We start from the raw sequence: 23744 nt of genomic DNA, 5'->3' as shown, positions 1-23744 counted from the left end.
AGCTGTAAATCAAATAAGTTTATAATAATCCACAATTAAAATGTGGATTGTAAAAAGAAAAAAAGTAACAAAAAAAAGAAAAAGGGTAATAGTAGTAATAGTGTCTACTTTTTTCAGGACATGACACCGATAGCTGACCGCTGATACCTGACCGCTGATAGCTAATACCCAGTTACCCGTATTTTTGCAAAATGAATAATATAGATAGTGATCTGCAAACCCGCTGGTGGAGTCTGGAAGCAAAACTGGTGGAGCGCTTTGGTAAAAAGCCTGATATGGAAACGATTTTGTTCCTGGTAGGAATCCAGGAATTTGGAGATATCCGCTCAAAATTCACCAAAGAGCAAAAACAGGACCTGATGCATGTGGCTGTTTGCAGTTTATTTGCGCAGAGCGGATATTATGAATTAGAAAGAGTGGATGAGGATGGCTGGCCGCATTTTAATCAGCTAAAACCATTACCTGTAATGAATTTGATTGAGCAGGAAAATTTTATGAAGGATCATGTGCTGCTTTATTTTACGAATAATAATTTTCTTGATTAAACAGTGCTACATGCTGCTCCTGAAAAAGCCCGGATATATACCATGGATTTGTTTGGTTACGGTTATTTCATTTATTGGCTGTAATCCCAAAATTGCCGATGGGGTAAGGAAAAAAGATCTAACCAAAGATGTTGAGATGATTACAGACAAAGGCACTATCTACATACGTTTATCCGATAGTACGCCTTTGCATCGCAATAACTTTTTAAGGCTGGCAAAACAGCACTATTATGACGGCATTTTGTTTCACAGGGTAATTCAGCATTTTATGATACAGGCCGGTGATCCCCAAAGCAAAAATGCTGCTGCAGGTATTAAACTGGGTGAAGGTGATCTGGAGTATACCATACCGGCAGAATTTAATGCTGCTTTATTTCACAAAAAGGGTGTTATAGCAGCGGCAAGAGAGGGAGATGATAAAAACCCACAGAAGGCGAGCAGCGCTGCCCACTTCTATATTGTTCAGGGAATGATTTTTAGTGAGAAAGGATTGGATTCACTACAACAGTTTCGTCTAAAAGGCAAAATAATCCCCCCGGAAAGAAGGGCAGTTTATACTACCATTGGCGGTACACCGCACCTGGATGGCAGCTATACTGTTTTTGGGGAAGTTATAAAGGGACTGGAAATAGTAGACAGTATAGCAGCTACGCCGGTTAGCAGGGAGCTTGGAAACCGGCCTTTACAGGATATATATACATATTAAAAAACTAAAGCTTATAAAAAGATAGTGGGTACAATTGTATTTTTTTGATAGTTGTATCAGTCTTTTCATAATCTTTGCAGCCTAAAATCTGCATCATGGATTTCCCCAAAGAATTACGTTATACCAAAGATCATGAATGGGTACGCCTTGAAGGTGATATCGCTACAATCGGCATTACTGAATTTGCTCAAAGCGAACTGGGCGACATTGTATATGTAGAAATTGAAACTGCAGGACAGCATCTTGGCGCTGAAGCTGTATTTGGAACAGTAGAAGCTGTTAAAACAGTAAGTGACCTGTTCCTGCCGGTTACAGGCACTATAACAGAAGTAAATCCCGAGTTAAATAATCAACCTGAACTGGTAAACAGCGACCCTTATGGTGAAGGGTGGATGATCAAAGTGAAAGTGGACAATCCTGCTGATATAGAAAATCTCCTGACTTCAGATGCATACGCCGCCCAGGTAGGAAGCTAATATACCTGCCTGCAAATAAGATGAAAGCAAAATGGCTTAGCTCAATTTGGCCGGCACTGATATGGTCAATGGCTATTTTTATATTATTAGTTATCCCCGGAAGAGAATTACCGGAAGGTCCCGAAGTGCCATCTCTGGATAAAATTATTCACGCATTTTTGTTCGGAGTGCAGGTATGGCTGTGGTGCATATATTATAAAAAAGGAGGAAAATTTTCCAGCCTCCCGTGGCTTTTTTTTCTCATATTCCTCTTATCATCCCTGTATGGTATAGCAATGGAGTATGTTCAGAAGTACTTTGTAATTAATCGTGCATTTGAGCTGGGAGATATTATAGCTGATATTGTGGGCTCCGCTATAGGGTGGTTATTGGCAGTAAGGCGAAAAGGTTGACTATACACAAAAAAATTGGCCTCTATAGAAATAGAGGCCGCAACCAAAACTAACTGCTTATGAGAAAATTGACTGTTTTAAATCTCTTTATATTAAGACGCACAACCCGGTAAAAAGTTTAACGCTATTTTGTTAATGTTTTCTAAAGAACTGGTTGGTTTATTAACGTAATATACAAAATTTAATTGCAATTACAATACCAACTTGGTTTTACAAATTTCAGGCAAAATCTCCAAATACACTCTTAATGATTTGTAAAAAAATTATCAAATTTTTTGATCAGCGTCTTGTTCTGCAATAATAATCCTCCCAAATTGCTTTTGTTACCCTGTAAATCCCGCTTTTTAAAAGTGTTTTGCCCTGGTTTAAAAACTGGCTTAAATTAGTTACCTGTTAATTCTTTTTTTATGACCAAAACTGAACGCTTTCTGGCGCTTGACGTATTGCGGGGAACGACCATCTGCTTTATGATTATTGTAAACACGCCAGGCAGCGGCGCCCTGCCCTTTTCACCGCTTTTGCATGCAGACTGGTTTGGCTTTACTCCCACAGATCTGGTATTTCCTACCTTTTTATTTGTGGTGGGAAACGCCATGAGCTTTTCGATGCCTAAGTACAGGCAGCTGGGCACAGGCAATGTATTGGGCAAGATATTTAAAAGAACTGCTATTATATTTCTGCTCGGCTACCTCATGTACTGGTTTCCTTTCTTCAGGGAAGGGAAGAGCGGAGGATATGAATTCTTCCCTATAAAGGACACCCGCATTCTGGGTGTTTTACAACGGATTGCGCTGGCTTATTGTGCCGCTTCTCTCATGATACATTTTCTTTCACGGAAGGCAGTCTGGCTGCTCAGTATTATATTTTTGATTGGCTACTGGATCGTGCTGTATGTTGGAGGCGATTACAGCATGACCGGAAATGCAGGACAAAAGCTGGATCTGCTGTTGTTTGGCGAAAGTCATCTTTATCATGGTGAAGGTGTAGCATTTGACCCTGAAGGATTATTAAGTACTGTACCTGCTATTGTTAACGTAATTGTTGGCTACTATGCAGGCATCTTTATTCAGCAGAAGGGCAAAACCTATGAAGCTGTAACCAAGCTGCTGATAACCGGGTTTGCTTTTCTTACGGTAGCCTATTTCTGGGACTTTGTTTTTCCTATCAGTAAAAAGCTGTGGACAAGCCCTTTTGTGCTATACACAACCGGGCTGGATTTAATAATAATAGGAATATTGATTTTTGCAATTGAAATTAAAGGATACACCAAAGGCACATATTTTTTCCAGGTATTTGGCAAAAATCCCTTGTTCATTTATTTGCTGTCGGAGATACTGGTTATTGTACTGTATACCATAAAAACTGATGCCCAAACATCTCTTTATCATGGAATTAATAATACCATATTTCAGAAATTATTGCCTGGTCCATGGGGTTCATTGCTTTTTGCCACTTGCTTTATGCTTACCTGTTGGCTTGTTGGTTATTGGATGGATAAAAAGAAAATATATATACGGGTATAAGCGGTTTAATCAACTTTGCGTAAACAATAAGTAGTAACAAAGGCAGTATTTACACCCGGCATTAGTTCAATCAAACCTGTTTTATTATTAAAAGCATCAGGCGGCGCACTAAGGTTTTCAATAGCTATGCTGTTTCTGTGCGGAGGTATATAAATCTGAAGATAGGGATATGACCTTTCGGGAGATATTTCTAACTGCCACCCTGATACAGCATCTCGTAATATGCACATAGGTTGAGGCAGAGAGAAGTCAAGCACAAAAGAATTGTCAATTTCCTTATTCCCAATAATAACAGCTTTTAAAAATGCTTTTGTCTCAATAGTATTACCTGTTGGAATAAGATTGGCAAACTCAAGCATGCTTGTTGAATTAAACTGCAATTCAAGTTCATCAACTTTTTTATGGAAGGTAAAATAAGGATGCCAGCCATCTGCTATGGGTAAAGCGGATTTCCCGTTATTTGTGATAGTTGTTGTTACAGTAAGGTTCCTGTTTTTTTTCAGGCAATAGGTTACTTCACAGTTGTATGTAAATGGATAGCCTGCATCATCACCAGGGTATTGATAAAATAACGTAATGCGAGCTTCATGCTCATCTGCATATTTTGAAGAAACAGCAAATGGTTTTTTATACAGTAAGCCATGTATAGCAGATCCCTTTGTAAGGTTTTTACTGAAGCTGTATTGCTTGTTGTTAAAAATGTAAGATGCATTTTGAATTCTGCAGGGGAATGGTGAAAGCTTTAACCCCTTATAACCTTTTGATTCTGCTTCGGCATCAAATGCTGCTTTATTTGTGTAGCTGTCTATAATATTTATAACGCCGCTATTGCTCTTTGTAATAAATGCATGCAGCATAGCGCCGCAGGTGGGTATTATCTCAACTGATGTATCAGTACTGTTATCAGTTAAAGCAATGGTATCAAATCCATTTTTGTTTTCTTCTTTAAGGCAAAACATATCGGCTATTTCTACAGCAAATTATGATATGTAGCTTGCAAAAAGCGGATCAAACGGTTGCGCAATTTTTACCCGGATTGTCCATCCTCGTTTCATAAAAGGGATAAACCACCAGGTATGCATAAACACCAAGGATTGGTTAGGGGATATATAAGCCGCAAATTCATGTGCCTTATGTAGGCAATTTGATAGAATTACAACCATTAAGGAGTTAAGAAAGATTAAGGCCATTTATTCGGTATCCTTAATTCCCTTGATTTCTTAATGGTTGTAGAGCACACACGATCCAAAAGCATTTTTTAAAAATATTCTTGCATTCGTGGCTATAAGTATTCAGATATCAGTTCAGGTACTTTGTTATTTCCTCGCTCATAGGATTAACCTTACTTGGAAAAACAGCGATTAATTTTCCATTTTCATCAACCAGGAATTTTGTAAAATTCCACTTGATCGGATCTTTTGCGCCCAGGTGTTCAGCTTCATCACTCAGGTACTTAAATAACGGATCAATGTCGTCGCCCTTTACTGAAACCTTAGCTGACATCGGGAATGTAACACCGTAATTCTTCTGACAGAATTCTTTGATTTCTGTATTGGTTCCGGGTTCCTGTCCTCTGAAATTATTTGCAGGAAAACCTATAACAACCAACTTGTCTTTATATGTTTTATACAGCGTTTCCAGCTCTTTATACTGGGGAGTAAACCCGCATTTGGATGCAGTATTTACAATAAGCATTTTTTTTCCTTTATAATCTGCCAGGTCAATTTTGCTTCCTTCCAGGCTCTCCACTTTAAAATCATATATAGAAGTGATGAAGGCTAAACTGATAGCTACTAATAATAAACGTATCATAATTGTTGTTTTTTATTGTAATACAAATTTGGTGCAAAATTCACGATTCTCATTATTGTTTTTCATAACAGCCTATATCCGGGTTTGTTGAACGCATATTACCGTCAAGGTCGCCATTTTCTGATACCTGTATCGCGGCATCTAAAGCAGGTGATGGCTTTTTGCCAACATGAAAATCAAAGTAACGGCGACTTGTATTTATGCTGTCAAAAAGCGGGTCCTGGTTCGCTATACTGTTTACCAATTGAATAGCGGAAGCCAGGTCCTTTGATTTATATAATACATTTTCAAGCAAAACATCATATATCCCGGAGCCCTTTTTCTCGCTCAGCACTTCATTTTCCACGCTTCCGCCATCACCCCACAATATACAATTACGGAAAACGGCATTCAGGGGGTAAGTATTTTCATCCACATCAAAATTGTTGATATATGTTACCGGCATTTTATGCTCAATGTAATTATTGCCGTAGCTGGCAATGGTGCAGTAGGTAAAATTATATACGCCTCCCCCGGTTAAAGCAACATTCAGTCCACAATTGCTTATCAGGCAATTTACTGCTGTGATGTTTGAAGAAACAGCCATTATACCAGTATCATAAATATTATCAATAATGCACTTATCCAAATTAAGCTTGGGCGAAGCGTTTACAGAAGGCCCGTTAACAATAATTCCCTGGTAGGCATTGGTAATGATGCCATATCTTATAGTATTATTCCTGCTGGTTGCTGTAAAGTATATTCCGGGCCAGGATGCCGGCAGATCACGGTATCCTTCATCAAGCCTGTCGCCCCTAAAAATTACACTATCTGTTTTAGTACCATTAACAACCAGTGTTCCATCTACAATAAAAGGTGCATCTGCGTGCATATAAATGCGGCAACCTTTTTCAATAATAAGTGTAGTTCCTTCTTCAATTAAAACGCCTCCTGATATTACATATGGCAAATCATTTTTCCATATTGTAGTGGTTCCTATGATCTTACTTCTTAAAAAATGTGCGTTTTGCCCGTAAGCCTGCAACTGTACATATTTTTCATTTCCATTATAACTTACAAGAATACTATCCTGTACTATAAAAGGTAAATTTCCTGCGGAAGGGTCAATGGTAACGGCTACAAAAACATATAAGCTGTCCCCGGCATCAATTTCTATATTATCCGATTGGGTAGCAGCAACACCATCAATATTAATTTTAAATGCAGAGTTAGCGCCACCTATCAGCCTCACCGCATCTAATTTCAATTTTTGATCATTGGGATTGGTGATGGTAAAGTATTGGGTAATGGATCCCACAGAAGTAAATACAGTATCAAAAAACAGGGTGTCGGCTCCTAAAGTAATGGAAGCTGCCTTGTCAGTTATAAAAGTATTTTTTTTGCATGCAAACAGCGTACAAGCCAGGCTTATTATTAGTATATATTTTATAAAAGATTTCATCTCTTATTATTATCAGGCATTTGCATAGGCAAGTGCTGCAATATTCAGTTTCACTCCCGGTATATCCTCCAGTATTGCATTACCGCATGCTTCAATGGTAGCGCCGGTGGTAATTACATCATCTACCAGTAAAAGGTTTTTGTTTTGCACAATGCTTTGCTCCTTTGTAATAAATACGCCTTCCACATTCTGCCATCTTTCCATGCGTGTTTTATGGGTTTGCGTTTCTGTATAACGAATGCGATGAACTACATTGTATATAACGGGTATCTGCATAACGGAGGCGATGCCTTCGCATAGTAATGCCGCCTGGTTATATCCCCTTTTTCTCTGTTTATCCGGGAAAAGAGGCAATGGTATAATGGCATCAATTGCATTAAAACGATTTGCCCCACGCAATGTTTCACCCATGCACTTACCAAGGTATACGGCTATATCTTTATTTGATTTGTATTTAAACTGGTGTACCAGGTGCTGTAATACCGAGCCTTTAGAAAAGTAATATTGACTGGTTGCGGCTGAACAGGCTAATCTGCCCCAAAGTGTTTTTTCAACCGTATTATCAGGCAGCAATTCAAAATTGGTTTTGTAAAGATGATCATAGCATTTAGTGCACAGTAAATGCTTATCATCTAAAAGATCGGAGCCACAACCATTACAGAGATGTGGAAACAAAAGATGACTGACGCTATTTACTATTGTTTTAAACAAGGTCAATTAAAATAGATATTTATATAAATCTTCTACTTTACTCATAGTAACCAATTCAATATTAAAATGCTGCTTACCCAAACCCTTTTGATTGTATTTGCTGATGACGATTTTTTCAAATCCCAGTTTCTCTGCTTCGGCAATGCGCTGCTCAATACGGTTTACGGCTCTTATCTCCCCACTTAGTCCAACCTCGCCTGCAAAAGCTATATGCTGGGGAAGAGGTATGTCTTCATACGAGCTCAGCAATGCACTTACCATAGCAAGGTCAATAGATGGATCTTCTACTTTTAATCCGCCGGCTATATTGACAAATACATCCTTCATTCCAAAATGAAATCCTCCTCTTTTTTCAAGTACTGCTAATAATAATTGTAACCTTCGTAAATCAAATCCGCTGCTTGTGCGTTGCGGTGTACCATATACTGATTGCGTAACCAATGCCTGCACTTCTATTAATAAAGGCCGTAATCCTTCAAGCGTGGCAGCAATACTTATACCACTGAGTTGCTCTTCTTTTTGTGTAATAAGTATTTCAGAAGGATTAGAAACAGTGCGCATACCGGTTCCTGTCATTTCATATATCCCCAGCTCTGACGTAGAGCCAAACCTGTTTTTTATTGTTCGCAATATCCTGTAAGCATAATGCTGGTCGCCCTCAAACTGAAGAACAGTATCAACCATATGCTCAAGAATTTTTGGACCGGCAATATTTCCTTCCTTGGTAATATGGCCTATTAAAAACACAGGTGTATTGGTTTCCTTAGCAAAGCGTTGAAACTCGGCGGCGCTCTCTCTTATTTGTGAAACGCTTCCTGCAGAAGATTCAATAAAAGGGGAATGCAAAGTTTGAATGGAGTCTACAATTACCAGTTGAGGCTTCAGCTTTTTTATTTCCTGGAAAATAACCTGCGTAGAAGTTTCGGTAAGTAAATAAAAGTTTTCATTCTTTATATTCAACCGGTCTGCACGCATTTTTATCTGTTGTTCGCTTTCTTCCCCACTTATATATAATGTGATAATATTCTTTAACAATAAACCGTTTTGAAGAAACAACGTAGATTTACCAATGCCCGGCTCTCCTGCAATCAATGTAATGCTCCCGGCAACAATACCATTTCCTAACACTCTGTTTAACTCCGCATCAGATGTAATTATTCTTTTTTCTTCTCCGGCCGATACTTCATGTAATGCAACCGTTTTACCATTAAGCTCGTTATTGTTGTATGCCGCCCATTCTTTTCTGTTGTTTTTAGCTGAAGGTTTTTCAATCAACTCTTCTACAAAAGTATTCCACTCATTGCATGATGGACATTTACCTGTCCACTTGGTAGATTCATAACCACAGTTGCTACAAAAAAATGCGGTTTTAATTTTGCTCATGGGATTAAAGATAAGCGAGTAATTGTAATTGTAAGATGTAATGATGAACAGTTTGGATTGTTAACAGCCCGATATATTTTTTTGGAATGATTAATGCATCAGTTTGTATAAAAAATATCATCGCAAAAAAAATCAATCGGTATTCATCGCTCAATCACATGTTATCAACAAAAAATTGCCTGAAGTAATAAACTGAAATTGAAAATTGGTTTGCAAAAGAATTATTGAAGACGATGATCCAAAATTTCGTTCTTTAAAAAGTTAAAGGGTCAACTTTCGCTGACCCTTTAGTACTTACTAACCCATTAAATTCTTGCACTAAATTACAAATTGCTCAAACATAACAAAATTAATTTTGCTCCCTGTGAATAACTTTTATACTTCCTCTTTAAGCGTATCAACACATTTAATTAGCTGAAAATCAAATTATTGTGACTTGAAAAATTTTGAGAACAATTTTTAAAATTCGTCATTTTGTCAGATTTTTTTCTTAAAAAAACCAATTTATGACAAATCGGCTTTTCAATCGCCATTTTATAAAAATGGTAATAGCTTTGATGTATACATACTCAAAAAAATAATTTAATATGGGATCAATATGGTTGGTTTCTTTAATTTTTGTAGGTATAAGTATGCTGGTCAGCATGCAGTTGAGGGGCAAGTTTGCCAGGTATAGCAAAGTGGGGTTAATGAGCGGCTTAACCGGAAAACAGGTAGCTGAAAAGATGCTTAAAGAAAATGGTATTTATGACGTGGCTGTAACCGCTTCAGATGGCTTTTTAACAGACCACTATAATCCTTTAAACAAGACTGTAAACCTGAGCCCGGATGTTTACAATGGGGTCTCTGTAGCCGCTGCTGCTGTAGCCGCTCACGAATGCGGGCATGCCGTTCAGCATGCCACTTCATATAAGTGGTTGATGCTCAGGAGCAAATTGGTGCCATTCGTACAATACAGCTCCATGCTGGTGCAATGGGTATTGATTGGTGGGATTATATTGATAAAAGTGTTTCCGACCCTGCTACTGGTAGGGATCGTTCTTTTTGCACTGACTACCATATTCTCAGTTATAACTCTTCCTGTAGAGTTTGATGCCAGTAACAGGGCATTAGCCTGGTTGCAGCATACCAATGTTACCAATGCGCAGGAATTTCCTATGGCTAAAGATGCACTTAAATGGGCGGCAATGACTTATGTTGTAGCGGCAGTAGCATCAATCGTAACACTTGCCCAGTATGTTTTAATATATATGGGAAATAAAAGAAATTAGTTATTTTTTTATACAATTCAACGTTTTAAAACAAAAGGTCGCTATAAGTGGCCTTTTTTTATGTTTGACACCCTATTTTTAATTGTTCATTTGGCTTATATTTGATTTATTAAATTATTTTTAATAAAACCAAAACAACATGAGAAAATGGTTTAAGCTTGCCATGCTTACGGGCATGGCTATTTGCATTCTGCTACAGGTTAGTGTGGCGCAAACTAAATTAATAAAAGGGAAAATCTCCGATGCAAAAGACGGAAGCCCCATCGCAGGAGCCACAATTAAATCTGATAAGTCTGATGTTGCTACAGTAACAAATACTGATGGCACCTTTGAATTCAAAGCCCTTCCTGCAGCTACAAAATTAATTATCACCTACGTGGGTTATAAGACTGTGGAGTTGCCAATAACTTCCGATTTTTCTAATATCCAATTAGAAGAAGGGTCTTCACAATCTCTCAGCGAGGTGGTGGTCGTAGGTTTTGGTAGCAGGATAAGAAAAGACCTTACCGGAAATATTGCTAAGGTAAGGGGCGAGGAAATTAAAAATGTACCTGTTCCAAACTTTACGCAGGCTATACAAGGCCGTGCGGCAGGTGTATTTGTAGAAAGTGAAAGCGGAAGAGTGGGAGGCGGCATTAAATTACGTATCCGCGGATCAGGTTCAATAACAGCTACCAATGAGCCGCTGTATGTTATTGATGGAATTCCTATGAATACCTCAACGGTAGGAGGAAATACAACGGCAGACATTAATTTCAACGATGTTGAATCGTTTGAAATATTAAAAGATGCTTCAGCAGCTGCTATTTATGGCTCCCGGGCTGCCAATGGCGTAGTTCTTATCACTACCAAAAAAGGGAAGGCCGGCAGAACAAAGCTGGATGTGAACCTGCAGCATGGATTTAATAAACCTACTCACCTGAGAGGATTTTTAAATGCTGCTGAGTATGTGGAGTTCTTTACCGAAGCTGCTACAAACGATGCTAAGTATTACTGGAACAGAAATAACGCTGCTGCCATTGCTGATGGATTTGTAAGCGAACAGGATGTAATAGATTATAATGTTGGTGTGGTAGAAGGCCGGTTTAACAGGTATTCTGGCTATAACGATAACTGGAAAACACTTTCAACCAATACAAACTGGGAAAAGCTTGCTTTTAATGATAAAGCAAATACTACTACTGCTGATGTAACAGCTTCCGGCGGTACTGATAAAACGAAATTTTACTTCAGCGGCAGCTATACCGACCAGGATGGTATATTAATAGGTAATACATTCCAGCGTATTTCAGGAAGGCTTAATGTTGATCACGAGGTATCAAAGCTTTTTAAGTTTGGAGCTAATTTAAGCGTAGCCCGTACAAAGGGTAGAAGAGTTGCTGCTGATAATGCATTTACTACACCGATGCAGATTGTGGCCCTGGCTCCGATTACACCGGTAAGAGATGAAAACGGAGAACTGAATGACAGACCCATCACCACATATTATAACCCATTGCTCGATTTTGAAGGAACTAAAAATATTGCTACCGGGTTTAGAAATCTTTCAAATATTTATGGGCAACTTAGTTTTACCCGCAATTTCTCTTTCAGGTCTGAACTGGGGCTTGATATATTTAACCAGGAAAGAAATGCATACTACGGCACCAAAACGTATACTGGTGGTGGTACAACGGGAGGATATGGCATAAGCGAATGGCTGAGAACTGTTAACCTGAATACAAACAATTACTTTAACTATCACAATACCTTTTCTGATCGTCACGACCTGGATGTTGTACTGGGCACGTCTTTTCAAAAGGTTACAACAGATGATGCTTATGTTGAAGGAGAAGGATTTCCTGTGGATGACTTAAACAAATTAGCAAGTGCAGGACAAATAACGGGAGGATCGTCTACACAAACCAATTATTCTTTTGTTTCTTATTTTTCGCGTATCAACTACAAGTTCAACGATAAATATATCCTGAACCTGAGTGGAAGAATTGATGGATCATCAAGGTTTGGTAAAGATTCCCGTTATGGATTTTTCCCGGCAATATCTGCAGGCTGGATCATCAGTAACGAATCTTTTCTGTCAGGATCAGACTTCCTGAGTTTTCTTAAGCTCAGGGCAAGCTATGGCTTTACCGGTACAGCCGATGGTATTGGCGATTTCCCACAACTGGGCTTGTGGACAGCCTCCAAATACAATCTCCTTTCCGGGTTGGTGCCTTCTCAGCTTCCTAATCCTGAACTTAAATGGGAGCAATCTAAACAAACTGATATTGGATTAGACTTCGGATTTCTTAATAACAGGATTACCGGTGAGTTAGACTATTATATTCGTAAAACCTCTAACCTCTTATATAATGTACCCGTACCCGGCACCTCAGGATTCACTACGCAATACCAGAATGTAGGTTCCATGGAAAACAAGGGTGTGGAGCTGGTATTGAACGCCAATATCATTGACGGGCGTGATTTCAAATGGTCTGCAGGAGGTAATATATCCTGGAACCAGAACAAGATTACCAGGTTGGATGGCGATACAGACACATTGCCGGGAAATGATGGGCGTTATTTAAACTCTCTTATCGTCGGTCAGCCTATCGGTATATTTTATGGACCTAAATACGCAGGTGTTGATCCCGATAACGGGGATGCATTATATTATCTTGCTGATGGCAAAACAACAACCAATGATTATAATGATGCCGGCAACTTTGTTGTTGGTAACCCTAATCCCAAATTCTTTTATGGTTTCAATACCAATGTTTCTTTTAAAGGCATTGAGCTGCTTGTTTTATTCCAGGGAGTATATGGGAACAAGATTATGAATGGTGCAGGAGGCTTTATGTCTGCAAATGGTGACTGGTTCGACAACCAAACCAAAGACCAGTTAAGAAGATGGCAAAACCCGGGTGATATTACTGATGTGCCGCAGGCCAGGTTAGCATGGTTAGGAAATCCATCAAATGGTATCGCTGCATCGAGCCGCTACATTGAAGATGGAAGCTATCTGCGACTGAAGACATTAACACTGTCGTATAATTTGCCGGCCAGTATTATGAAGGCTGCAAAACTAAGGAGCGCGAGAATATTTGTGTCAGGGCAAAACCTGTTTACGTTCACAAACTATAGCGGATGGGATCCTGAAGTAAACAGTGATTACCGTTCAGGTAACCGCAACCAGGGTGGTGATTTTTATTCTGCTCCCCAAATTAAAACTATTTCTTTCGGTATTAACCTTGGACTTTAATTCTAAAACTGAAGCAATGAAAAAATTAATCATATTGTGCTGTGCAGCCGGGCTGTTATTTTCTTCCTGCAACAAGCAATTAGATCTGGAGCCCCGCCAAACTATATCAGATGAGGTTGTATTTACTAATGATGCTAATATTAAAAAAGCATTAACCGGAGCTTATGATGCATTGAGCTCAGGATATTTATTAGGCGGAGAGTTTCTTTTATATAGTGAATTACAGGCTGCCGATGGAGAAATTTCCTGGGTTGGAACTTATAATCAACCCCGGGAAATATTTAATAAAACAATACTGACCAATAATAGTTATGTGAGAGATACCTGGACCGAGGCATACAGCACTATTAATATATGCAACAATATTATAGCCGCTATTGATAAGGTAAACGAGGATGACAGAGACAGGGTTATGGGTGAGGCTCTTTTTATAAGAGGCATTACCTATTTTAATCTTATAACTTTTTATGCTAAACCCTACAGCCACGGAAATACTACTGAGGCAGAAAGTGGAGTGCCTTTGGTGTTGACACCCACAACAGGCATTAATGAAGAAAGTTATGTATCCAGGAATACTGTTGAAGAGGTATATGCTAAGATTATTGAAGATTTATCAACCGCTGAAAGTCTCCTGCCTGACGAAAATGATGTTTTCGCTACAAACATTGCAGCCGCAGGCTTTTTATCGCGTGCATATCTTCAGATGGAAAAATATCCTGAAGCGCTTACTGCAGTAAATACCGCGTTCGATGATGCTGATGGCTCAAAATCCCTGAATAGTAATTATGCCGATGCATTCAATAATGAATCGATGACAAAAGAAGACATATTTATTATTGCTGTTAACTCACAGGATGGAGCAAACGATATGCACTTGTTTTGGTCCACAGGTGCAGATGGAGCCAGAGACGGGGATGTAGAAATAAATCAGAAGCACCTTAATCTGTATGAAGCCGGTGATGAAAGATTAGACCTGTTTTATACAGGTGCAGGTGCTGTGCGCAGCGGAAAATGGAAACAGCGTTACAAAAACCTGTCTATTATGCGCCTGGCAGAGTTATATCTTACCCGCGCTGAATGTAATTTCAGGCTGGCAAGTGCTGAAGGCGCAACTGTGTTAAGCGATGTTTCTACGGTCCGCAGCAGAGTTGGTCTTACAACTATAGCCGGAGACATTGATCTGAGTTTTATTTTGAAAGAAAGAAAACTTGAACTCGCACATGAAGGGCAAGCGATACAGGACGCAAAAAGACTGAAGAAAACAATAGATGCTTTTCCATTTAATGATAACAAGCTGGTTTTCCCAATTCCTCTGCGTGAAATGAATGCTAATCCGAATCTAAAACAAAATCCGGGTTACGGAGGATAAGCAATGATATAGAAAAAGATAAAGCACTTTCCAAAAAAGAAAGTGCTTTATCTTTTTATCCTTCTGCGCCGGGTTCTTCACAACATGATAAAATAAAACGTTTATTTATTTTTTGCCATCATAACCAAACCTGGTAATAAGCTTATTGTTCATTTGTCCTGGCTGCAACACATCGTCTGCACCAAAAGTATAATCTCATTGTCAATCATATGCTGATGAAGTAGCAAAGCTCGTAAACCCTGAAATCTGTATTGAACTTTTCAAACAGCTACGTCTTCGTTTTTGTATCTATATATCTAAAACTTCGGACATCCCAATTTCTTCCTGTTCGGATCGCTGGCCTTTCTTATATAAATAAGGGAAATTTCATTGCCACCCCTGCTGTTGGATGCTGTATTGAGTGAAGAATTATTTACATCATAACTATACCCCAGCCTTAAGCCTGCAAACTCAATTCCCACATAAGGAATAAACGCATCTTTAAAACGATACCATAAACCTGTATAAAGCGCCGTTTCTGTATCCTCATCATCATTCAGCTTAAATGAAAGCGCTGCACCGGCAACCGTTTCTGTTGCCCCGGCCTGGCGCTGGTGAATAAAGCTGGCATGCAGCGTTGTAATTCTTCCTACAGGCACATAACCACCGCCATGCACGGTAAGACGTGGATTAAGAATATAATTGCCCCCGGTAAATGATTCTTTAGGACGGTTGATGTGATATGTAGAAACACCAAGATAAAAGTTATTGTAACCATCTGTGCTTCCTGAATATAACAACCCGGCATTTACATCAAAATAATTAAGATTGATATTGCTTGTATTATTTGCAAAATCTTCCTGAGTAGTACCGGTAAAACCATCAGCCTGCAGCATATCTTCAAATGTGGCCTTAGAAACATCCAGCCGCTTATTGGCATAAGTACCCTGGAATCCAACGGTAATGGTATGGTATCCGTTTTCATCTAATGCCTTATGATAGGCAGTTGATAAAGAAATAAAATTGTTGTTCAGTATCTTATTTCCACTCTGGTCATTCAGTCCCATAATACCTACACCCCATGTATCAAACTCAGGAATCCTTTTTTGTAATATACCAAAATCAACAGAAGCGGTTGCTGTGGTAAATGCGTTATTAATGGTAGGCCATTGGTTGCGATAATTGCCGGCTGCACGAAAAGTGCCATCGAACTTACCCGTATATGCAGGGTTTAAAGTTAAGGGTGAAGCAAAGAACTGAGAAAAATGCGGATCCTGTGCAAACCCATGCACATAAGCAGTCAGCGCTACTACCAAAACAACGAGCTTTTTCATCCGGGTTTTATTGTTTTTCAAGTTACGAATTCTTTTTGTTAAGACTGCATCTTAGGCCCAAATGCAAGATCTCCTGCATCTCCCAGGCCTGGCACTATATAACCTTTTGCCGTCAGCTCATCGTCAATAGCGCCACACCATATATTGACGCCCGGCTCTTCTCTTTTTACCAGCTCAATACCAATGGTGCAGGCAATAGCCGATACAATATGGATTTCCCTGGGGTTTCCCTCCGCTTTTAAAAACTGTATGGTTTTTACCAGCGAGGCTCCGGTTGCCAGCATCGGATCTGAAATGATCACTATTCTTTCATTAAGATCCGGGCAGGAAACATATTCAATATTTATTTCGAACGACCCATCGCGGTGATGTTTCCGGTATGCCGAAATAAACGCGTTATCCGCTTTGTCAAAATAATTCAGCAAACCCTGGTGCAAAGGAACGCCTGCACGAAGTATGGTAGCCAGCACCGGTTGATGTTTCAGCATTTTACAAACCGAAACACCTAATGGTGTAGGTACTTCCTTTTCTTCCCACTCCATATGCTTGCTCATTTCATATGCAATTACTTCTCCTATTCTTTCCAGGTTACGCCTGAAGCGCATCCTGTCAAGCTGGATTTCAGTATGCCTGAGCTCGGCAACCCAGTTGCTCATTAATGAATGCTCTGCGCTAAGATTGATGACCATGAAACAGCAGTTTGGTTTCTAATAGTTCAATGTAAATCAATAGTTTTACCCAACAAATCTAAACGCTGTTATCTATAATCTAAAATTTCTTTAATGATTTACAGAGCTATTGGCCTTATGAGCGGCAGTTCATTAGACGGACTGGATATTGCCTTCGTCCATTTGCATGAAAACGCAGGAAAATGGAGCTTTGATATAGTACACGCTGATTGTTATGCATATACCCGGGAGTGGAAAAACAAATTGCAATCTTCGATTGAGCTTAACGCGCTGGATTACTTATTATTAGATGCAGCGTATGGGCATTATACCGGCGCTTTGGTAAATGAATTTATTAGCAAATATCAATTGCATTATAAGGTACAGTTAATTGCTTCGCATGGGCATACTACTTTTCATGTCCCCTCAAAAAAAATGACCGCACAATTGGGAAATGGAGCCGCAATAGCCGCGGAAACGGGAATTCCGGTTGTGAGCAACCTGCGTGCGCTTGATGTTGCCTTTGGTGGGCAGGGCGCGCCGATAGTGCCGGTTGGTGATAAACTATTGTTTGCGGAATACAATTATTGTTTGAATATCGGGGGCATTGCTAATATTTCTTCAATGCGGCATAGTGAATATATCTCGTTTGATATATGCCCGGCAAACAGGGTTTTGAATATGCTCGCAGAAAAAGTTGGGAAAGATTATGACAGTAACGGCGATATAGCCAGCTCCGGCACAGTTAAAACTGACCTGCTGCAAAAATTAAACGCGCTGGGTTATTACGCGCAGGCTTATCCTAAATCTTTAGCCAACAGTTTTGGCACGGATATCGTTTATCCTCTCCTGGAAAGTTCAGGATATACTACAGAAGATTTGCTGGCAACATATGTTGAACATATTGTGGTACAGATAAAAGATGCTGTTGAGAAAATATCAGATGGCGGGTCTGCCGAAAAAAAATTACTTGCCACCGGCGGCGGTGCATTGAATGCTTTTCTGATGGAAAGATTACAAAGCAGTTTGTCTGCGGTGAATATTACTGTAACAGTGCCTGAGCAAAATGTAGTTTTATATAAAGAAGCATTAGTAATGGCATTAATTGGTGTTTTAAGGTGGAGAGAAGAAAATAATGTTATGGCTTCAGTAACAGGTGCTGCACGAAATTCTGTTAATGGTGCTGTATGGATGGGCGCCGAGGCGTAATAAGATAAAACTGATTGTGCCCTATTTATTTTGATTAACCCCTTCGTTTTTTATTATTAAACTTGTGGTAACTTTCCTGTAAATGGCAAAACATATTATTAATTCATAACTTAATAAATGGCCGGCAAAAGTTTATCCTACAAAAAAAAAATAATCAAGCAGCTCTATTTTTCAAACCTGCTCTCCTGTGCAGAACTGAGTATTAAAATAGAAAAAAGCCTTTCGCTTACAACCAAAATGCTGAATGAGCTGATAAGTGAAGGCATTGTAGTAGAAACTGGCTATGCGCCATCCAGTGGAGGCAGGCGCCCGCTGATGTATACCCTTAAAACAGATATATTTTATACTGTAGCCATTGCAATGGACCAGTTTTTTACCCGCATAGCCATTATGGATATGCGCAATAATTACATCAACAAGGTTGAAAAATTTGAATTGCGGCTGGCAGATAACCCGGATGCTTTACATGTTTTAACAAACCGCATTGAAGAAGTGATTACGCAATCAGGCATCAGCAAAAATAAAATTGCAGGCATAGGTATCGGAATGCCCGGTTTTGTTAATGTGCAGGAAGGTGCTAACTACACCTTTTTACAAACAAGCGGAGAAAGTATTACTGAACATATTTTTAAAAAGACAGGCGTACCCGCGTTTATTGAAAATGACTCCAGCATAGTAGCATTGGCAGAACTGAGATTTGGTGCAGCGCGCAACCGCAAAAACGCGATGGTAATAAATATTGGCTGGGGGGTTGGGCTGGGCATGATAATGGACGGTGAATTATTCAGAGGTGAAAATGGCTTTGCAGGTGAATTCAGTCACATCCCGCTATTTAACAATGGCAAGTTATGCAGTTGCGGTAAAAGCGGATGCCTTGAAACAGAAACCTCTCTTTTTGTAATTGTTGAGAAAGCAAAAGCCGGTATACAGGCCGGCCGGGTTACGGCATTGAAGCAATTGATCTCCGGTAAAGAAGAGCATCTTGAAAGGGACGCAGAAGCTATTATTAATTCTGCCGGTAAGGGTGACCGCTTTGCTATTGAGTTATTATCAGAAGCAGGGTATAATATAGGCAGGGGTATTGCCATATTGATACATTTACTTAATCCCGGTATTGTGGTATTAAGTGGGAGAGGAGCCCTGGCAGGAAAGATATGGCAGGCACCTATTCAGCAGGCATTAAATGAACACTGCATTCCACGTTTGTCGGTTAATACCGAGATAGCACTCTCCGCATTGGGATATGAGGCGGAACTTATAGGCAGCGCCGCGCTTGTTATGGAAAAATATGGAGAAGTTATAAAAAAGCCCGCTAAAAAAGATAACGTAAAATCGCGAACCATTAGTTTTAAAGGCATTTCCTGATATCCGCTCTACAATCCACCGGATTGATTTATTTTAGCGCCTCATGTTATTTAAAGATATTATAGCACAGGATGAGGTAAAGGACCACCTGGTACAGTTGGTTGATCAAAACCGGCTTAGTCACGCATTATTATTATTAGGCAAAGAAGGTTCAGGTGCATTGCCGCTGGCTATTGCATTTGCCAACTATGTAAGCTTATTCTCCCCTGAAAATAATTCCGAAAATGACGCTCCTTCCTTGTTTGGCGAAGCGCCTTTGCCTGCAAATGCCAAAGAGCAGCATTCAAGCTGGAGAGAGGCTGATGCATGGATACAAAAGCAAACCGCGTATTCCAAGGTTGCAGGAATGGTTCATCCTGATATACATTTTTCCTATCCTGTTATTCCAAGGAAACCCGGTGATAAGCCCGTCAGCACAGACTATATATCAGAATGGAGAGAATTTGTGAAGCTTTATCCTTATGGAAATGCCTATGATTGGCTGCAGTTTATAGGTGCTGAAAATAAGCAGGGCAATATTACGGCTTATGAATGTACAGATATTATCAGGAAACTGAACTTAAAGAGCTTTGAAAGCAACTTTAAAATACTGTTGATGTGGCTTCCTGAATATTTAGGTAACGAAGGGAATAAATTGCTTAAGCTTATAGAAGAGCCGCCGCCTAATACCTTGTTTTTACTGGTGGCAGAAAACGAAAGCCTTATTTTACCTACTATATTATCCCGCACGCAACTGGTTAAAATACCTGCCCTGCAGTCGTCAGAAATTCAGGAAGCATTACAGGAGCGGGCATCAGTATCGCCGGAACAGGCAAGGCAGATATCGCTGGTAAGCGAAGGTAATTACCGCGAAGCGTTACAACTGGTGCAACATACCGGCGAAGACTGGCAAAGCATGCTGAGGGAATGGCTAAACGCTATTGTGAAAACCGGCCCGGTAGCACAGGTAAAATGGATTGAAGAGATCAGCAGGCAGGGAAGAGAAAAACAAAAACAATTTTTAAGATATTTTAATCATTTGCTGGAGCTGAGCATACGCCTGCAGGTTATGCCGCAACTGGGTAATCAATTGCCTGGTGCGGAAAAAGATTTTGCAGAAAGACTGAACAAAACAGCTTCCTTATCCCAGCATCAATTGATTATTGAAGAACTTGATAAAGCAGTGTATTATATAGAGCGGAATGCACATGCTAAAATGCTTTTTCATGCGCTTACCATAAAACTATATCATATCATCAGCTTAAAAGAAGCAGTGGAAATAAAGTAGTGGTAAGCCAAATAAATCAAGTCTTTATACTTTCGTGAGAAGTGAAACGAACGCACACATTTCAAGTTTTACATAACAGTGGTACTCAGGTCGTAACCACAGGCGGGAAATGCCTGCATCTCAGGTACTCTCCTCATTTTCAAATTTTTTGAATTGAACCCTATCCTCCTGCCTTTCTTAGCCGGAACCCGATCATTTCCCTGTCTTCCCATTTCTTTTCGCTTTCTTTCTGTTCAGTGAAGCCTTCCATTGCAGTAAGTATCTGCGCCAGTTGTTCATTATGAAGATTCACAAGATTTTTTAATGCTTTAACCTGATCTGACAGGTTTGTATAATCCAAAGTAAGCCTGCGTACTTCCACAAATGCTCTCATAATAGCAATATTCATATGAATGGCTTTATCAGAGTGCAACACACTGCTGAGCATGGCAATGCCCTGCTCGGTAAAAGCAAATGGCAAATACCTGTTGCCCCCACGCTGGTTTGAGGTGCTTAATCTGCACCTCAAATTTTCAAATTCTTCCTTCGTGAGCTCAAACATGAAATCAGCCGGGAACCTTTTAGCATTCTGTCTAACCGCACGTTTCAGGTATTTGGTTTCAATTTCATATAGCATAGCAAGGTCAAGGTCCAGCATTGCCTTTTGCCCGCGGATATCATATATCCTGTTGTGAATAATTTGTAATTGTTGCATAGCACTCCGTTTTCCGGCTCATCAAAGCCATCCACTAAAGTACAATTTATTCTTAGTTTAAAACTAAAAAAATTAGCAATTCTGAAAAAACTATCTCTTTAACTTTTTTTATAAGTGATAGCTTCTATATGTTTTTAAGGGGAATATCTTTATTTTATTTCCATTGAAAAGCATTGGCGGATCCGTCCGAGTCCTGTTCATTAATCTCATCATTATTGTCACACATGCTTATCTTGCCCTGCTCTACATATAAGGCTAATTTTTCTAAAGATTGTTGTGTACCTGTTTCATTGTCTTCAGGTCTGATGCCAACAGGAATATGCTCAAAATAAAAACGGACTTCAGTGCCCCCGGCTTTAGATACAAAGTATATTTTCAGGATCATGTCTCCTTTAAATTGAGGATGGTCAGAATCAAAACGTACTGACATTACTATTTCTTCCGCAGGTTTAAGCGTGAGCAGCTTTGTTATAAATCGATCTTCAATATTCGTGGTTTTTCCCTCATGGTTGATGTGACCATGATAAAAAAGCGACATTTGATAACCTCCCCCTTCGCGCCAGTCGAATTGATGAATTTTTCCCGTCATATTATCCGGCACCAGCCAGCTTTCAAGTGCTTTTGCATTACAAAATGCGCGGTAAATAACATCTGCATTTGCCCGGATAAATTTTATATTTTGTGATGTTTGTGCCAGGTTTTTATTTTTAAAGTTAGTAAATCTGATACTTCAAACTTCATACCGGTGATTAATAAAATATTACCAGCTAAACAGCAGAACCAGCGACCAGATGGTATTATTTATTGTTACAAATCTCAAGTGTTTTGCCTGATATAATACAGGCGGCTAAAATAAAAACGCCCCACCACTCTGGTGAAGCGTAGTTTTTACATAGGCGAATTCCCCTTGTCCCGTATCAGTTTATTGCCTCGGCAAAATTTTATAGTGTACTTCTTTTTACTTTAAAAAAACCTTCAATTTTTACCGGCGTCCAGGTAATGCTTGTGCCGGTGATGGTTCGCTTGCCGGCTTTTTCCATATAAAAGCTGCCCATCACGTAGCGCCCTGCTATGGTTGAATACTTACTGAATACAATACCACCCGGGCTGGGCACTACTTTATTTCCTGCTATCATATAGTGCTGGTAAGCCGTGTTGCCCGGTGGCGCATACAAAAACCACGGAAATTTTTCTCCCCATGCAATATTCGTTCCGGTAGAAGGATAGCCGGTCCACTTTAAGCTCACAGCGGCATCAACCTGCCCGTTATTACCCGAAGAAACAGCGCCATCTATATTATCAATATCCTGCACTAAAACAGCACCTAAGGGCACCGGGCATTGCAGCCATGGCCCGTTGTCAATTCTGAAACTGATGCCTTCCGGGCCGATATAAATATTAGAGACAAGCATATACTGTGTTGCTCCCGGGCCATTGAGCACAACAGAAACGGCAACAGGATTTTTTGCAGGCATGGTTGACGGAGCTGTATATATTGCTGTGCTGCCCGAAGGGTTAATTAAACCGCCGCCACCAACTTTCCATTCACGTATATATTTAGCAGTTATGTTTTTCCCGGAAGCTATTGGTTTAGGTGTATCACCGGGCAGTGGCAATAAATCATCGTCTGATAAATAATTCACAACATGCATATCAAGCGATTCATTAAGGTTTACAGAGCCGGAGCCTGGAAATAATTCCAGCGATTTAAAAAGACTCCAGTCACTGAAATGTGTAGTGCTGAACGACAATGTGCCGGCTGCTGTATCCATAACTCCTGCGCTGCCTTGCCATACACCCTTGTCATCCTGGTAAGCAATCCCGATTGCTTCAGGTATGGTTCCCTCAAGATCAGAGGTGTTATATACAAACGAAATGCTGATCGGTTTGGAAAAATGATTGCCATGTGGCAGCAGGCGGAAAGCCTGGCCAAAACCCGCAATATTGGTATTGCTGACGGGTTGAATGCTGAATGTTTTGCTTTCTTCTATCGCGCCTGCGGGCACGGTTATTTTTAATTTCCCGTCTGCTGATTGCAAGGTGCCGCCTTCAACGCCAATTATTGCTGTTGTTGCAGCACCCTGTTCAATACCTATAGGGGTTACTGTTCCTTCTGTTTGTGGTATTGTAACAGGGGGCGTATTAAAGATTGATTTTTTGCATGATGTTGCAGCGATTGTATATAATAGTATTGCCGCCACCATTCTTACGATGATAAAAAAAGTATGCCTGTTCATTATTATGAAGTTTAATGCGCCGCAAAATTGAATGAATGCGATGCTGCTTCAAACCCCAATGTGTATGAACCGGGTTAATGAACGAATGGAATGTAAATAACACTGCCGGTACATATATACC

The 23744-nt window shown here is 39.8% G+C and carries 21 protein-coding genes; 11 read left to right on the top strand and 10 right to left on the bottom strand.

The features are described from left to right. Positions 1-191: 191 nt before the first annotated feature. The 5 genes from DC498_RS24410 to DC498_RS24390 all read left to right on the top strand — a co-directional run bounded on the left by DC498_RS24410 (position 192) and on the right by DC498_RS24390 (position 3642). Positions 192-545 (top strand): hypothetical protein, encoded by a 354-nt coding sequence (locus tag DC498_RS24410; RefSeq protein ID WP_116876738.1) that lies wholly within the window; start codon positions 192-194, stop codon positions 543-545. 10 nt (positions 546-555) lie between these two features. Next, positions 556-1251 (top strand): peptidylprolyl isomerase, encoded by a 696-nt coding sequence (locus DC498_RS24405; RefSeq protein ID WP_206197740.1) that lies wholly within the window; start codon positions 556-558, stop codon positions 1249-1251. 95 nt (positions 1252-1346) lie between these two features. After that, on the top strand, positions 1347-1727 hold the full coding sequence (gene gcvH / locus DC498_RS24400; RefSeq protein ID WP_116876737.1) for a glycine cleavage system protein GcvH: 381 nt from the start codon (positions 1347-1349) through the stop codon (positions 1725-1727). A 20-nt stretch (positions 1728-1747) separates the two neighbouring features. Next, on the top strand, positions 1748-2119 hold the full coding sequence (locus tag DC498_RS24395; RefSeq protein ID WP_116876736.1) for a VanZ family protein: 372 nt from the start codon (positions 1748-1750) through the stop codon (positions 2117-2119). A gap of 407 nt (positions 2120-2526) precedes the next feature. After that, positions 2527-3642, top strand: a complete 1116-nt coding sequence (locus tag DC498_RS24390) for an acyltransferase family protein (RefSeq protein ID WP_116876735.1) — start codon at positions 2527-2529, stop codon at positions 3640-3642. A gap of 5 nt (positions 3643-3647) precedes the next feature. Here DC498_RS24390 and DC498_RS24385 read toward each other — a convergent pair whose 3' ends face one another. The 5 genes from DC498_RS24385 to radA form a co-directional block, all read right to left on the bottom strand. Further along, on the bottom strand, positions 3648-4601 hold the full coding sequence (locus DC498_RS24385) for an aldose 1-epimerase (RefSeq protein ID WP_116876734.1): 954 nt from the start codon (positions 4599-4601) through the stop codon (positions 3648-3650). 340 nt (positions 4602-4941) lie between these two features. Further along, on the bottom strand, positions 4942-5454 hold the full coding sequence (locus tag DC498_RS24380) for a glutathione peroxidase (protein ID WP_116876733.1): 513 nt from the start codon (positions 5452-5454) through the stop codon (positions 4942-4944). Positions 5455-5506: 52 nt separating this feature from the next. Beyond that, positions 5507-6895 carry a hypothetical protein gene (locus DC498_RS24375; RefSeq protein ID WP_116876732.1) on the bottom strand — a complete coding sequence of 463 codons (1389 nt, stop codon included), beginning with the start codon at positions 6893-6895 and terminating at the stop codon, positions 5507-5509. 12 nt (positions 6896-6907) lie between these two features. After that, on the bottom strand, positions 6908-7612 hold the full coding sequence (locus tag DC498_RS24370; RefSeq protein ID WP_240628091.1) for a ComF family protein: 705 nt from the start codon (positions 7610-7612) through the stop codon (positions 6908-6910). Beyond that, complete coding sequence (gene radA / locus DC498_RS24365) at positions 7613-8989, bottom strand: DNA repair protein RadA (protein ID WP_116876731.1); 1377 nt, start codon at positions 8987-8989, stop codon at positions 7613-7615. Between the two features lie 587 nt (positions 8990-9576). Here radA and DC498_RS24360 point away from each other — a divergent pair. From DC498_RS24360 to DC498_RS24350, 3 genes are all read left to right on the top strand, one after another. Then, positions 9577-10260, top strand: coding sequence for a zinc metallopeptidase (locus tag DC498_RS24360; RefSeq protein ID WP_116876730.1), 684 nt, complete (start codon positions 9577-9579; stop codon positions 10258-10260). A gap of 139 nt (positions 10261-10399) precedes the next feature. After that, on the top strand, positions 10400-13501 hold the full coding sequence (locus DC498_RS24355) for a SusC/RagA family TonB-linked outer membrane protein (protein WP_206197739.1): 3102 nt from the start codon (positions 10400-10402) through the stop codon (positions 13499-13501). 16 nt (positions 13502-13517) lie between these two features. After that, on the top strand, positions 13518-14870 hold the full coding sequence (locus DC498_RS24350; protein ID WP_116876743.1) for a RagB/SusD family nutrient uptake outer membrane protein: 1353 nt from the start codon (positions 13518-13520) through the stop codon (positions 14868-14870). Between the two features lie 296 nt (positions 14871-15166). On the opposite strand, the gene DC498_RS24345 is transcribed toward DC498_RS24350, so the two are convergent. Both DC498_RS24345 and upp read right to left on the bottom strand, forming a co-directional pair. Beyond that, positions 15167-16183 (bottom strand): PorP/SprF family type IX secretion system membrane protein, encoded by a 1017-nt coding sequence (locus tag DC498_RS24345; RefSeq protein WP_116876742.1) that lies wholly within the window; start codon positions 16181-16183, stop codon positions 15167-15169. A 38-nt stretch (positions 16184-16221) separates the two neighbouring features. Next, a complete protein-coding gene (upp, locus tag DC498_RS24340) occupies positions 16222-16872 on the bottom strand; it encodes a uracil phosphoribosyltransferase (RefSeq protein ID WP_116876729.1) in 651 nt (216 codons plus the stop codon). Between the two features lie 93 nt (positions 16873-16965). Here upp and DC498_RS24335 point away from each other — a divergent pair, with 93 nt between their 5' ends. From DC498_RS24335 to DC498_RS24325, 3 genes are all read left to right on the top strand, one after another. Further along, complete coding sequence (locus tag DC498_RS24335) at positions 16966-18060, top strand: anhydro-N-acetylmuramic acid kinase (protein ID WP_116876728.1); 1095 nt, start codon at positions 16966-16968, stop codon at positions 18058-18060. Between the two features lie 117 nt (positions 18061-18177). Then, complete coding sequence (locus DC498_RS24330; RefSeq protein WP_116876727.1) at positions 18178-19425, top strand: ROK family protein; 1248 nt, start codon at positions 18178-18180, stop codon at positions 19423-19425. 43 nt (positions 19426-19468) lie between these two features. Further along, a complete protein-coding gene (locus DC498_RS24325; protein ID WP_116876726.1) occupies positions 19469-20692 on the top strand; it encodes a DNA polymerase III subunit in 1224 nt (407 codons plus the stop codon). Positions 20693-20852: 160 nt separating this feature from the next. Here DC498_RS24325 and DC498_RS24320 read toward each other — a convergent pair whose 3' ends face one another. The 3 genes from DC498_RS24320 to DC498_RS24310 all read right to left on the bottom strand — a co-directional run bounded on the left by DC498_RS24320 (position 20853) and on the right by DC498_RS24310 (position 23623). Continuing rightward, complete coding sequence (locus tag DC498_RS24320) at positions 20853-21386, bottom strand: ORF6N domain-containing protein (RefSeq protein ID WP_116876725.1); 534 nt, start codon at positions 21384-21386, stop codon at positions 20853-20855. Between the two features lie 154 nt (positions 21387-21540). Continuing rightward, positions 21541-22053, bottom strand: a complete 513-nt coding sequence (locus DC498_RS24315; RefSeq protein WP_255415871.1) for an SRPBCC domain-containing protein — start codon at positions 22051-22053, stop codon at positions 21541-21543. A 274-nt stretch (positions 22054-22327) separates the two neighbouring features. Beyond that, a complete protein-coding gene (locus tag DC498_RS24310; RefSeq protein WP_116876723.1) occupies positions 22328-23623 on the bottom strand; it encodes a hypothetical protein in 1296 nt (431 codons plus the stop codon). Between the last annotated feature and the right edge of the window lie 121 nt (positions 23624-23744).

Origin of the sequence: Terrimonas sp., assembly GCF_003075435.1 — a bacterium.
GTDB lineage: Bacteria > Bacteroidota > Bacteroidia > Chitinophagales > Chitinophagaceae > Agriterribacter.
Note: the sequence above shows the minus strand (reverse complement) of the source record. Positions and strands in the feature narration are given on the sequence as shown.

Coding starts and splice junctions, on each gene's coding strand:
- DC498_RS24325 (WP_116876726.1), top strand. CDS start 19,469: ATGTTATTTAAAGATATTATAGCACAGGATGAGGTAAAGGACCACCTG.
- DC498_RS24360 (WP_116876730.1), top strand. CDS start 9,577: ATGGGATCAATATGGTTGGTTTCTTTAATTTTTGTAGGTATAAGTATG.
- DC498_RS24390 (WP_116876735.1), top strand. CDS start 2,527: ATGACCAAAACTGAACGCTTTCTGGCGCTTGACGTATTGCGGGGAACG.
- radA (WP_116876731.1), bottom strand. CDS start 8,989: ATGAGCAAAATTAAAACCGCATTTTTTTGTAGCAACTGTGGTTATGAA.
- DC498_RS24335 (WP_116876728.1), top strand. CDS start 16,966: ATGATTTACAGAGCTATTGGCCTTATGAGCGGCAGTTCATTAGACGGA.
- DC498_RS24350 (WP_116876743.1), top strand. CDS start 13,518: ATGAAAAAATTAATCATATTGTGCTGTGCAGCCGGGCTGTTATTTTCT.
- DC498_RS24385 (WP_116876734.1), bottom strand. CDS start 4,601: ATGTTTTGCCTTAAAGAAGAAAACAAAAATGGATTTGATACCATTGCT.
- upp (WP_116876729.1), bottom strand. CDS start 16,872: ATGGTCATCAATCTTAGCGCAGAGCATTCATTAATGAGCAACTGGGTT.
- DC498_RS24320 (WP_116876725.1), bottom strand. CDS start 21,386: ATGCAACAATTACAAATTATTCACAACAGGATATATGATATCCGCGGG.
- DC498_RS24410 (WP_116876738.1), top strand. CDS start 192: ATGAATAATATAGATAGTGATCTGCAAACCCGCTGGTGGAGTCTGGAA.
- DC498_RS24395 (WP_116876736.1), top strand. CDS start 1,748: ATGAAAGCAAAATGGCTTAGCTCAATTTGGCCGGCACTGATATGGTCA.
- DC498_RS24375 (WP_116876732.1), bottom strand. CDS start 6,895: ATGAAATCTTTTATAAAATATATACTAATAATAAGCCTGGCTTGTACG.
- gcvH (WP_116876737.1), top strand. CDS start 1,347: ATGGATTTCCCCAAAGAATTACGTTATACCAAAGATCATGAATGGGTA.
- DC498_RS24345 (WP_116876742.1), bottom strand. CDS start 16,183: ATGAAAAAGCTCGTTGTTTTGGTAGTAGCGCTGACTGCTTATGTGCAT.
- DC498_RS24405 (WP_206197740.1), top strand. CDS start 556: ATGCTGCTCCTGAAAAAGCCCGGATATATACCATGGATTTGTTTGGTT.
- DC498_RS24380 (WP_116876733.1), bottom strand. CDS start 5,454: ATGATACGTTTATTATTAGTAGCTATCAGTTTAGCCTTCATCACTTCT.
- DC498_RS24355 (WP_206197739.1), top strand. CDS start 10,400: ATGAGAAAATGGTTTAAGCTTGCCATGCTTACGGGCATGGCTATTTGC.
- DC498_RS24310 (WP_116876723.1), bottom strand. CDS start 23,623: ATGAACAGGCATACTTTTTTTATCATCGTAAGAATGGTGGCGGCAATA.
- DC498_RS24330 (WP_116876727.1), top strand. CDS start 18,178: ATGGCCGGCAAAAGTTTATCCTACAAAAAAAAAATAATCAAGCAGCTC.